14 protein-coding genes and 2 other annotated features are annotated in these 10,398 nt (G+C 36.5%); of the genes, 3 read left to right on the top strand and 11 right to left on the bottom strand.

The genetic code is table 11. From position 1 onward, the window contains the following. Positions 1-180: 180 nt before the first annotated feature. The 6 genes from WAX74_RS13835 to WAX74_RS13810 are packed head-to-tail and all read right to left on the bottom strand — an operon-like array spanning position 181 to position 2,654. On the bottom strand, positions 181-615 hold the full coding sequence (locus tag WAX74_RS13835; RefSeq protein WP_336498253.1) for a GNAT family N-acetyltransferase: 435 nt from the start codon (positions 613-615) through the stop codon (positions 181-183). A 12-nt stretch (positions 616-627) separates the two neighbouring features. Continuing rightward, a complete protein-coding gene (locus WAX74_RS13830; RefSeq protein WP_336498252.1) occupies positions 628-1,086 on the bottom strand; it encodes an SRPBCC family protein in 459 nt (152 codons plus the stop codon). Between the two features lie 10 nt (positions 1,087-1,096). Then, positions 1,097-1,528: a MarR family winged helix-turn-helix transcriptional regulator gene (locus WAX74_RS13825; protein ID WP_336498251.1), complete on the bottom strand. Its 432-nt coding sequence runs from the start codon at positions 1,526-1,528 to the stop codon at positions 1,097-1,099. Between the two features lie 23 nt (positions 1,529-1,551). Continuing rightward, entirely contained in the window at positions 1,552-2,022 is a 471-nt protein-coding gene (locus WAX74_RS13820) for a low molecular weight protein-tyrosine-phosphatase (RefSeq protein ID WP_336498250.1), read from the bottom strand. Between the two features lie 15 nt (positions 2,023-2,037). Further along, positions 2,038-2,445 (bottom strand): hypothetical protein, encoded by a 408-nt coding sequence (locus WAX74_RS13815; RefSeq protein WP_336498249.1) that lies wholly within the window; start codon positions 2,443-2,445, stop codon positions 2,038-2,040. Beyond that, positions 2,442-2,654, bottom strand: coding sequence for a helix-turn-helix transcriptional regulator (locus tag WAX74_RS13810; protein WP_336498248.1), 213 nt, complete (start codon positions 2,652-2,654; stop codon positions 2,442-2,444). The genes WAX74_RS13815 and WAX74_RS13810 overlap by 4 nt, the downstream gene beginning before the upstream one ends. Positions 2,655-2,808: 154 nt before the next feature. Between WAX74_RS13810 and WAX74_RS13805 the strand changes: the two genes are divergently transcribed. Both WAX74_RS13805 and WAX74_RS13800 read left to right on the top strand, forming a co-directional pair. Then, positions 2,809-3,189, top strand: a complete 381-nt coding sequence (locus WAX74_RS13805; protein ID WP_336498247.1) for an NUDIX hydrolase — start codon at positions 2,809-2,811, stop codon at positions 3,187-3,189. A gap of 84 nt (positions 3,190-3,273) precedes the next feature. After that, a complete protein-coding gene (locus tag WAX74_RS13800) occupies positions 3,274-4,137 on the top strand; it encodes an AraC family transcriptional regulator (protein ID WP_336498246.1) in 864 nt (287 codons plus the stop codon). 121 nt (positions 4,138-4,258) lie between these two features. On the opposite strand, the gene WAX74_RS13795 is transcribed toward WAX74_RS13800, so the two are convergent. Then, the gene (locus tag WAX74_RS13795; protein WP_336498245.1) at positions 4,259-4,654 is read right to left on the bottom strand and encodes a VOC family protein; all 396 of its coding nucleotides are present in this window, start codon (positions 4,652-4,654) and stop codon (positions 4,259-4,261) included. A 100-nt stretch (positions 4,655-4,754) separates the two neighbouring features. On the opposite strand from WAX74_RS13795, the gene WAX74_RS13790 reads away from it, so the two are divergent. Beyond that, complete coding sequence (locus WAX74_RS13790; RefSeq protein WP_336498244.1) at positions 4,755-5,225, top strand: VanZ family protein; 471 nt, start codon at positions 4,755-4,757, stop codon at positions 5,223-5,225. A 300-nt stretch (positions 5,226-5,525) separates the two neighbouring features. Here WAX74_RS13790 and WAX74_RS13785 read toward each other — a convergent pair whose 3' ends face one another. The 4 genes from WAX74_RS13785 to WAX74_RS13770 all read right to left on the bottom strand — a co-directional run bounded on the left by WAX74_RS13785 (position 5,526) and on the right by WAX74_RS13770 (position 9,766). Further along, positions 5,526-5,909, bottom strand: coding sequence for a GerW family sporulation protein (locus WAX74_RS13785; RefSeq protein ID WP_336498243.1), 384 nt, complete (start codon positions 5,907-5,909; stop codon positions 5,526-5,528). 7 nt (positions 5,910-5,916) lie between these two features. Further along, positions 5,917-6,426 carry a GNAT family N-acetyltransferase gene (locus WAX74_RS13780; protein WP_336498242.1) on the bottom strand — a complete coding sequence of 170 codons (510 nt, stop codon included), beginning with the start codon at positions 6,424-6,426 and terminating at the stop codon, positions 5,917-5,919. 117 nt (positions 6,427-6,543) lie between these two features. Next, positions 6,544-7,734, bottom strand: a complete 1,191-nt coding sequence (gene thrS / locus WAX74_RS13775) for a threonine--tRNA ligase (RefSeq protein WP_336498241.1) — start codon at positions 7,732-7,734, stop codon at positions 6,544-6,546. A gap of 123 nt (positions 7,735-7,857) precedes the next feature. Next, positions 7,858-8,072: a binding site (T-box leader), on the bottom strand. A gap of 99 nt (positions 8,073-8,171) precedes the next feature. Next, positions 8,172-8,384, bottom strand: a binding site (T-box leader). 47 nt (positions 8,385-8,431) lie between these two features. Then, entirely contained in the window at positions 8,432-9,766 is a 1,335-nt protein-coding gene (locus WAX74_RS13770) for an FAD-dependent oxidoreductase (RefSeq protein ID WP_336498240.1), read from the bottom strand. Positions 9,767-10,398: the final 632 nt, after the last annotated feature.

Here is a 10,398-nt window from a genome sequence, read left to right as displayed (position 1 = left end):
TGTTCGTCGAGCCAAGATTTTATTCCACGCTTCCTCTAGCCCTTACCTCACGATAAGTACCTTGCGCTTCCTTAGTGGTTGGTCGATGTGTACCCCCACAGTGGACTTTCACCACCTAGATAGTTGCCATGCCTGGCACACATAGAAAAAGGGCATTCTTTAAAGAATAGCCCTTGAACTTCACAGTCCCTTTTCCAACACAATCTTATGTTTCCCTTTTTCACTCACAAAAGTTTCTATTACGTTAAAACCAAACTTAATATTTAATATAAGCATTTCTCGTTTTATATTTCGAGAAATTGTTCTTACTTTTATGTAACCCAACGATTTAATAAACTCATGCTGTCTTCGCATTAACTCGGAGGCAATTCCATTTCCCCGATAGTCAGTATGAACACCACCTAACCAGCTATAAAAGGTATCGCTTGAATATTTATATCCAATTTTAAATCCAACTACCCGTTCTCGATCACAAGCAACAAAGATTATCAAATTTTCTTTTTCTGCTAACTTCTTTTCACGAAGCTGCGAGCCTTCAAAAACATGTTCATGTAAATCGATTATCCCATTTAGCACTGAAGCTTCTGGTATTCCTTCATAATAAAAGTAGTCCAAGCACCTTTCCTCCTAAACATGATTCGTTTCTGCAATTTTTTTCAACTCATCTGCTCTAGCCGATATAAAACTTCTCATGTATTTTTCTAAAAACAATTTATCTGCAAATAATCCGACAACACCTAAAGGAGCTTTATATTCAAATATGTCCGTCATCATTGTTCCAGTATCACATTCGACAAACTCATGCGTATGCGTAAATGAATGAAATGCTCCTTTGACCATTACATCTACAAACCTAAATGGCATATTCATCTCAATTATTTTCGCGGTCAATCTTTGTTTAATGCCAAAATGAGTTGCCTCCCAAGTGATACTATCCCCCAAATTGAGCAGTCCACTTTTGACACCGGCAACCGCCTTCTCATTTGTCTTCGCCGTAGTTTTAGTGTGAATCTCAACATTTCTTGCTAAATCAAAGCAGATAGTTATAGGGGCCTTAATGTAAGTTTTATATTTTATTACAGGCATAGTTAACCTCTTATTTTTCCTCATGTTCAAGGTTTTTTAATATTTTTTCATATAAAGTCAACAACTGGTGAAGCTCTTCATCACTTAATACTTGGAAGAGCTCGATATGTAATTCCTCCCCTTTTTCTCTTGCCTCTTGGAGTAACGCCTCTCCTTTAGGAGTGATACTAAGTAATACATTTCTTCGATCCGCTTCATTATATATCCTCTCTGCATAACCTTCCTTCACTAATTTTGTAGAGGTGTTTGTAATGGCACCAGGCGTATATCCCAAAGTAGATGCCAATATCGTTGACTTTTGAGGTCCTTTTTTTCTTAATTCTGCTAAAACAAGAATTGGGGAAAGTCCAATATTTTTGCCAAAGGCTTTTGTCCATCTAATAATTGCTTCATTAGAAACTAATTCTAGCGTTCTTATGACTTTAAAAATATCTGTTTCCATATAGTCAACTCCCATACTTTCACTTATCTATGCAAATCTTGGTCAATGTTTACTTTGTCCAATAGTGCCTGACACCCCTCTATTACAAGGTCATATGTTTCTTGAAAGTCTCCAGTATAATAAGGGTCTGGCACATCTTTTTTATGATCTGTTAAGTCTAAAAATCGTATAATTTTCGGATGATCCGGCTGGCCAAGCATCTCTCGGATATTTGTCACATTACTCGCATCCATCCCGATAATATAGTCAAATTTTTCAAAATCAGTCTTATCTAATTGTCGACCGACCATTCCTTCGGTCGAAATGTTATATTCCTTTAGTTTGGTGATCGTCCCTTTATGTGGGGAATCTCCAATATGCCACGAACTAGTTGCAGCAGAATCAACTTGAATCTTACCACTCAAGTTCTCTTTTTCTACTAAATGTTTAAACACTGCTTCCGCCATTGGAGAACGACAAATATTCCCTAAACATACAAATAACACGTTAATCATTTTATTTCATCCCTTCTATATTTGTTTTGTAACAAATGCCCCAATTCCTATTAGAAAATATACTACCATCATATAAACAATAAGCATTCCCGTTTCAATTGTCTCTACACCCATTGCGAAAAGAATTAGTAGAAGAGCACCACTGCCGAATAGAACCACATATAGGGCAATAGAGAAGTATTTTTTCATTAATAAAAGCGTACGTTCATCCACTTCAGGCACATTACCATTTCGTTTCTTACGCCATTTTGAAATAAGTAGGAAAATGATGAAACCACCGACAATTCCTACTATAATAGGAATCAATAAATCAAAGCTAAATGCTCCTTCTTTTTGTCCAATCATATAAACACCAAGTAACCCACCGATGAACATACATCCCATTACAACTCCGTAAATAATGACTTCATAGCGTTTCTTCATTTCTCATCCTCCCTTAGATAAAACAATTTCTCAATTGGCACATCAAAATATTTAATCAGCTTTAGCGCAAGCTCTAAACTGGGATTGTATTTATTGTTCTCAATCGCATTTATGGTTTGTCTTGTAATTTGCAAATCTTCTGCCATCTGAATCTGAGTAATTCCTCTTTGTAATCGGATTTCCTTGATATGATTAATTACCTTTGTCATCTCTTGCCTCCTAAAGACGTAAAGATATCTTTACATACAGAGTAGAGTATAATCTTTTACATGTAAAGATATATTTACATAAGTAATTATCACCTATTTCATCAATTATTGTTATAATTTTACTACTAAATAAAAAGATGCAAGGAGTATTCACATGAGAAATCGAGGAGCTACTGTCATTATTGAAAATGGTCGTGTTGCATTAATTAAAAGGACTAAACCACATGTCACTTATTATGTATTTCCAGGCGGGGGCATTGAAAGCGGTGAAACGCCTGAAGAAGCTGCAATAAGAGAAACATTCGAGGAATTAGGTGTACAAGTTCGACTTCAACGTCCATTAAAAGTATTAGAGCAAAATGGAAGACAATATTATTATTTAGCTGACATTGTTGGGGGCACTTTTGGGACAGGAACCGGTGAAGAATACACTCAAACTTCCGTTCAAAGAGGAACTTACGAACCTATTTGGGTCAATATAGAGGACCTACCTAAACTTGATGTTCGTCCAAAAGAAATAGTAGAAATACTTTAAGCTTATTAAACAGTCCAAAGTGAGCACAAAATGACAGGATGAGTTAATAGATATCGCTTAAGATGATTACAAGGAGTGAGAGCAATGGGTTGGGTAGAGTCGATTCAAAAAGCAATAAATTATATGGAGGAACACTTACTAGAAGAGTTAACTATGGAGAATATTGCAAGAGAAGCAAACTCCTCCGTATTTCATTTCCAGCGGACCTTTTCTATACTGACTGATATGTCTATCTCGGATTATATCAGACGGAGAAGACTAACATTAGCTGCGCAGGAATTAATAAATACAGATAATAAAATCATCGATCTCGCCTACAAATATGGCTACGACACTCCTGAAGCTTTCACAAAAGCATTTCGTAAGCAACACAGCGTGACGCCTAGTGAAGCACGCAAAAAGCAAGGAAAGTTACAATCTTACAATCGCCTGGTAATTCAGGTAATCTTGAAAGGAGCAGATCCAATGAAGTATAAAATTGTAGAGAAAGACAGTTTCCAAGTGGTTGGTGTGAAAAGAACGTACAATTGTAAAAATGGTGAAAACACACAAGGCATCCCTTTATTTTGGGATGAAGTGAACGGTGACGGAACAGATGATTTACTGTTCCAGTTAAACAATGGTGAAGTAGATGGAGTACTAGGGGTTTGCGTTGCGGATGAAAACTTTAAAGAAAACAGCTTAATCGATTATTGGATTGCAACAAATCATGAAGGTGACGTACCAGAAAATCTACAAGCTATGGAGATTCCAGCTTCGAAATGGGTAGTGTTTGAGGTTCACGGTCCAATGCCTGATGCAATGCAAAATACTTGGAAACAAATTTATTCCGAATGGTTTCCTTCTAACTCTTATGAGCAAGCAGGAACACCTGAGTTAGAAGTCTATTCCAATGAGAATCCATCAAGTCCGGACTATTATTCTGAGATTTGGATTCCAATTAAATGATAATAAAACCCGATGAGTAATTTCTAGCTACTCGTCGGGTTTTTATTATCCGATTATGTGATGTTATTATCCGATTCTTATGGATTCTTATCCGATAATCCTTATTTATTATCCGATTACCTTATTTGGCTAAATTCAGCTGCCATGAAACTCCAAACTTGTCCTGTATCCACCCAAACTTTTTGCTAAATTGGTAATCTCCTAATGGCATCAATATTTCTCCGTCCTCTGAAAGTTTAGCAAAGGCCTCATCAATTTCCACTTCCGTATCACATTCAACAAATAGAGAAATTGATGGTGTAAATGTGAAGCCATGTTGTACCACACTATCGTTACACATAAACACTTGTCCATTAATCGAAAACTTTGCCGCGGACACGGTCCCTTCTTTACCAGGTTGACCTGCACCGTAACGAGTAAGATGTATTATTTCCGAATTCTCAAATACTGTAGTATAGAAATTGATTGCTTCCTCTGCTTTTCCTTGAAACATTAAAAACGGTGTTGTTTTAGACATGATAAAGTTCCTCCCAAGTTTTCAACTCATTTAGCATACTTGCTATATTAGCTTTGGTCTACCAAATGAATATTAACAAATTTTATGTTAAGGTTTTATTATGAAAAAAATTATTCCCTTACTTATCTTACTTATAATTGTATTCATTTCTTCCGGCCAAACAGCTGAACAGCAATCACTTGAATCTACGCTTGAAACTTGGCTCCCGAGTAAACCATTCGAATCCATTCTGTCCTATTTGCAAATTCCCTATTGGGGCATTTTAGTTTCTATTGAGGAGCGCGGCTACTATGCCTTTGTTGAATTTTTAATTCGAAAAGCCACTCATTTCTTTTATTTTGGATTTATTGCACTTGCCATTTATGCTGCTTTGCCTAATTTTAAATACCGAACAATTTTTGCAGCTATTTTGACGTTCCTTTTCGCTCTTGCAGATGAATTCCACCAGTCCTTTACAAGTGGACGTACAGCAGCTTCTCAAGATATGATGTTAGATACAGCAGGTGCCATAACAGCCCTGTTAGTATGGAGTTGGATAAGAAGATGGAAGCAAAGAAAATCCGCTATCTAGCGGATTGAGACTGTAGACAAACTCGAATTATAGGATAAATCAGGTTTTCCAAAGCTTACCGCTCGCTTTCCGCGGGCGAGCGCCGAGCCGCTTCGTCGCTACGCTCCTGCAGGGTCTCGTCTGTCTCGCTTTTCCCGCTGGAGTCGAGCGGACGCTTCTCCAAACCAATATAATGCTACCTTATTATTTTCTATATACTTAGGAATAATAATCTTGTGTTAATAGAAAATGTTGACAAAAAATCAACAGAATGAACTTGCCCAAGTAGCCAGTTGCCTTTTGTCTACTATCTGAAATCCGCTATCTAGCGGATTTTTTTCGAAGAAGGATAAGACCAAATGTGATTATAGAAAAAAGAGTTAGAAAGAAATCCCATCGAATGACTGGCTTGAATTTCACTTTAGAAGATGTAATCTCAAAAACACCAACTGGTTTAACTGAAATATAGCCACCCCCTCCTTCTCCTTGGGCAGTTGAGTTATTCTCTTCTGCATTAGAATATCCGCCGCCACCACCAACATAATAGTCTACTTTAGCTACAGGTAGTACTCGCTTATTTTCAAGCTCAATTGGTTCACCATAAATCAATGATACATCCTTTGATTGCGAAAACTTGTCAAAAATCACACCTATAGGTGAACGATAAGCTTTAGGCTTTTCATTACTATTTTTTCCATCTTCCATAATGTCCCTACCTTTCTATAATGAGTGCCATATGATCTTCGTCAAAATATGTATCATTCATTTTCAACGCTTTTTCTTCTACCCCAAATACGGTAAATCCTAATTGTGTGTACAAGTTTTTTGCAGCTTCATTCGTTGAAACAACTGAGAGGTTAATTTTTTCAATTTCCTTGATTGTTTTCGCCTTGTTTATGGCTTCCACTAGTAAGGCTTTTCCAACACTTTTCCCTCGAACTTGGGGACTTACGTACATTGCATAAATGTTTGCACGGTGTCTTAACTTTAATCCCTCTTCCTGAACTAATGTCACCATACCTACAAGTTTCTCGTGGTAGTAGGCTCCAAATGTATAATTTCTTTCTGTTTGAAGATTCTTTTCCACTCGCTCAATTGGATTCGTTCTCTGTATTGCTTCCTCATAGCTAGTACCAAACGCTTCAGGACTCAATTGTAAAGCTTCTAATCGTAATTCCCAGTAGTCAATTGCATCTTCTGGCGATAACATTTTTATTTCCATTTTTACACCTCAACAAAGTATTTGTCATTGCATAATACATACATCAAATCCCCTCTCCTATTCCATTCGTTAACATAATGAGAATGTCCTCTATCTGAGGGGGATTCAATTTTAATATCATTTCTTTAAGTGATCAATAAATTCATTAAGACCCATTTCACCAATTGTACCTACCTTATGTTTTCTTACAGAGATCTTGCTGTTCAGCATTTCCTGCTCTCCAACGATAAGCATATAAGGGTATTTCTGCATTGCAGCTTCTCTAATTTTCAATCCTATTTTTTCTACTCGGTCATCTATTTCTATACGGTAGCCTTCTTGTTCCAGCTGCTCTTTTAATTTTTCCGCATAGGGAACATGTGCATCTGCTATCGGTAATATCTTTATTTGAACAGGTGCTAACCAAAGTGGGAAACTTCCTTGGAAATGTTCGATAAGTATTGCTATAAAGCGTTCAATAGAGCCATAAATTGCACGGTGAATCATTATAGGTTGATGTAATTCATTGTTTTCATCAATATACTGACAATGAAATTTTTCTGGCATTTGAAAATCGAGTTGAACTGTTCCACATTGCCAGCTACGTCCTAACGAATCGAGTATATGAAAGTCTATTTTAGGTCCGTAAAAAGCTCCATCCCCTTCGTTAATTTGATACTCTAGTTGCTTATTCTTTAAAACAGACTCTAAAGCATGCTCTGCTTGTTCCCAAGCTTCCACTTCTCCCATAAAATTTTCTGGACGAGTGGAAAGTTCTATTTTATAACTAAAGCCAAACGCTGAATAAAATTCATCAACCAAATTAAGCACTTTATCGATTTCACTTTCTATCTGATCTTCACGAACGAAAAGATGCGCATCATCTTGTGTAAAGGCTCTAACACGTAAAAGTCCATTTAAAGAACCCGATAACTCATGTCGATGAACTAAACCGAGTTCTGCATAACGTATAGGTAGTTCGCGGTAGCTTCTTCTTTTACTATTAAAGATGAGTACTGCACCTGGGCAACTCATCGGTTTAATTGCATATTTTTGATCATCTACTTGAGAGAAGTACATATTTTCGTGGTAATGATCCCAGTGACCAGATTTCTCCCATAGTTCTTGCTTCATCATTATCGGTGTTTTTATTTCTTGATATCCTGCTCTTCGATGTTTTTCTCTCCAAAAATATTCGAGTTCATTACGTAACACCATTCCATTTGGCAAATAAAATGGCATTCCCGGTGCTTCATCACTTGACATAAATAACTCTAATTGCTGACCTAACTTTTGGTGACTGATTCTTTCTTCTGCTTTAATTGACATTAATAACTCCTCCTATTTTTTTATCAAATTTGCCACGGCGTATTTGCATCCGTTTTTTTCAATTGTTTCAGTTGGTTTTACACGTCCAACTGAATAATATAAAAAAGACCACACCCATCCCGGTAAAGGGACGAGTGTGGTCGTGGTTCCACCCTAATTTTGCAACACATAAAAGTATTGCGCTCATAAAAGATAACGGTTTCCCGATTATGGTTTTGCTTTCCCCATAATAGCTCCAAGGTGGTAAATCATTCTTTTTTCTTTAGGGCTCTCAGCCAATGACCCTGTTCTCTGGCAAGAAATGAAAGAATAGTTCATGTCCTTTTCTTCGCTTATAACTTATTTAATTTAGAGACTCTGTCTGTTTATTTCAAGGATGAGTCTCTCCTTTAACGCCTTTTACCTCACAACAATAAAAAAGACCACACCCATCCCGGTAAAGGGACGAGTGTGGTCGTGGTTCCACCCTAATTTTGCAACACAAATAGTATTGCGCTCATAAAAGATAACGGTTTCCCGACTATGGTTTTGATTCCCCATAATAGCTCCAAGGTGGTAAATCATTCTTTTTCCTTCAGGGCTCTCAGCCAATGACCCTGTTCTCTAAAAAAGAAAAAATAAATGAATCAAGTCCTTTTCTTCGCTTATGTTAAATTATTTTGTTTAGTATATGCAACAATGAAAAAATCGTCAAGTCTTAATTTTTCCTTACTCGCTTCGCCAATTGTTGCAATGGATCCCAGACTCCGTTAAAAGGTGGAGAATATGCAAGATCTAAATCTAATAAATCAGAAATGCTCATTTGTTGAAAAAGAGCTGTTGCAAGCACGTCAATTCGTTTATCTACTCCATTACCTCCAACAATTTGGCCTCCAAGAATCAATTGATTATCTTTCCGATAAATCAATTTAATTTGCATTTCTTCCCTTCCAGGGTAATAGCCAGCTATGTCGTTTACTTGTTGCAAATGGGTTTCGTAGGGGATACCAAGTTGTTCAGCTTCTTTTTCAGAAAGTCCTGTTTTACCAAGGGATAATTCAAAAAATTTCATAATGGAAGTACCAACAATTCCTTTAAATTCTCTTTTTTGTCCCATCATATTAAATCCAGCTAGCCTGCCTTGTTTATTAGCTGTGGTACCAAGCGGAACATAATCATCCTTTTGTTTAACCCTATTAAAATGAGTAGCACAATCTCCAGCTGCATAAATGTGCGGAATACTTGTTTCCAAGTTACCATTTACGATTATTGCTCCATTTCGTATTGTTTTTATTCCTGTATCTTTTAGAAAATCTGTCGCCGGTTTAACACCAGCTGCTATTAAAACTAAGTCTGTATTATAGCTTCTTTTATCTGTTATAACAGTGTTTACACGATGGTTTCCAGAAAAAGATTGTACTTCTTCATTCAAAATAACTTCAACCTGCTGTTTTATTGCCTCTTGGTGAATAATACCTGACATATCTTCATCAAAAATATTAGCTAATTGGTTACTACGTTGAATTATTCGTACCTTTTTCCCAATGCCTACAAAATTCTCCGCCATCTCGAGGCCAATATAACCCCCACCTATAATGGTCACATGGTTTACATGTTCTAAATCTGCAATTATTGCTTCCGTATTTGGAATAGTTTTGATTGTATGAATACCGTCCAAGTCTTTCCCTTCCCAGTCAGGTATTACAGGACTCGCGCCAGTGGCAATAAGGAGTCGGTCATATTTCAGGGCAAAAGTATCCCTCGTCTGAAGGATAATTCCAGATACCGTTTTACTTAGTGGATCGACACTTGTTACTTCATATCCTGTTTTCGCATCTATACCGTATTTGCTTCGAAACATTTCTACACTTCTTGCAATCACATCGGTTGATGATGTGACGTGCTTCCCTACTACATATGGCAAACCACATTGCCCATATGAATATATATGACCTTTTTCGAGCGTTGTAATTTTAGCAGTCGAATCTTGACGTACAATTTCCATTGCAGCACTCATACCTGCTGCATCTCCACCAATAATTACATAATGCATCAAATTTCCTCCTATAACTCTCTTGTTTTTATTAATATAACCTATTATTTATTATTTGAACTTTCTAAAGTAAATTTGATTCAAAAAAGAGAACTAAATCGAAGGAAATGATAACTAGTTTTTTGCTTATTCCCACTTACATTTAGTTGTTTTAAAATTAGTTTCCTCCAAATAACTATACTATTCAAAATTTTCTAACTATATACTTTATTCATATATTGTGTTAAGTTAGGTGTATGGCAAATAGTGGGACTACTAGACTTTCCTTAGTCATATCCCCTTTATAGAGAGGAGACTATGAGTTATATGTCACTGTGTCACACCCGAGTAATGCTTGATACTCTACAAAAGTTTAGCAATAGCAACATAACTTTGACTCTAAAAGATCCTAACCAAACGCCACTCTTATCTGTATGTTTTCATAAAAATCTTTATGAAATAACATATTTAGATACCCTCATAACTGAAACCCACGATTGTATAGAAAGTACGTTTTCTGCTCTTGAAAGAGCTTGTAATTCCTCACTTCAAACCTCTAATTGATTAGGGGTTTTTTATTTATGGCTATGTTATTTATTACTATTGATTTCAACCTACTGACTTTGTTATACAAAATGGTGGATTTGCCGCAC

Origin of the sequence: Psychrobacillus mangrovi, from assembly GCF_037104765.1 — a bacterium.
GTDB classification, from domain to species: domain Bacteria; phylum Bacillota; class Bacilli; order Bacillales_A; family Planococcaceae; genus Psychrobacillus; species Psychrobacillus mangrovi.
Note: the sequence above shows the minus strand (reverse complement) of the source record. Positions and strands in the feature narration are given on the sequence as shown.

What these genes read in the sequence shown, in the direction of transcription:
- WAX74_RS13830 (WP_336498252.1), bottom strand. Translation starts at nt 1,086, where the DNA reads ATGCCTGTAATAAAATATAAAACTTACATTAAGGCCCCTATAACTATC.
- WAX74_RS13825 (WP_336498251.1), bottom strand. Translation starts at nt 1,528, where the DNA reads ATGGAAACAGATATTTTTAAAGTCATAAGAACGCTAGAATTAGTTTCT.
- WAX74_RS13820 (WP_336498250.1), bottom strand. Translation starts at nt 2,022, where the DNA reads ATGATTAACGTGTTATTTGTATGTTTAGGGAATATTTGTCGTTCTCCA.
- WAX74_RS13815 (WP_336498249.1), bottom strand. Translation starts at nt 2,445, where the DNA reads ATGAAGAAACGCTATGAAGTCATTATTTACGGAGTTGTAATGGGATGT.
- WAX74_RS13810 (WP_336498248.1), bottom strand. Translation starts at nt 2,654, where the DNA reads ATGACAAAGGTAATTAATCATATCAAGGAAATCCGATTACAAAGAGGA.
- WAX74_RS13805 (WP_336498247.1), top strand. Translation starts at nt 2,809, where the DNA reads ATGAGAAATCGAGGAGCTACTGTCATTATTGAAAATGGTCGTGTTGCA.
- WAX74_RS13800 (WP_336498246.1), top strand. Translation starts at nt 3,274, where the DNA reads ATGGGTTGGGTAGAGTCGATTCAAAAAGCAATAAATTATATGGAGGAA.
- WAX74_RS13795 (WP_336498245.1), bottom strand. Translation starts at nt 4,654, where the DNA reads ATGTCTAAAACAACACCGTTTTTAATGTTTCAAGGAAAAGCAGAGGAA.
- WAX74_RS13790 (WP_336498244.1), top strand. Translation starts at nt 4,755, where the DNA reads ATGAAAAAAATTATTCCCTTACTTATCTTACTTATAATTGTATTCATT.
- WAX74_RS13785 (WP_336498243.1), bottom strand. Translation starts at nt 5,909, where the DNA reads ATGGAAGATGGAAAAAATAGTAATGAAAAGCCTAAAGCTTATCGTTCA.
- WAX74_RS13780 (WP_336498242.1), bottom strand. Translation starts at nt 6,426, where the DNA reads ATGGAAATAAAAATGTTATCGCCAGAAGATGCAATTGACTACTGGGAA.
- thrS (WP_336498241.1), bottom strand. Translation starts at nt 7,734, where the DNA reads ATGTCAATTAAAGCAGAAGAAAGAATCAGTCACCAAAAGTTAGGTCAG.
- WAX74_RS13770 (WP_336498240.1), bottom strand. Translation starts at nt 9,766, where the DNA reads ATGCATTATGTAATTATTGGTGGAGATGCAGCAGGTATGAGTGCTGCA.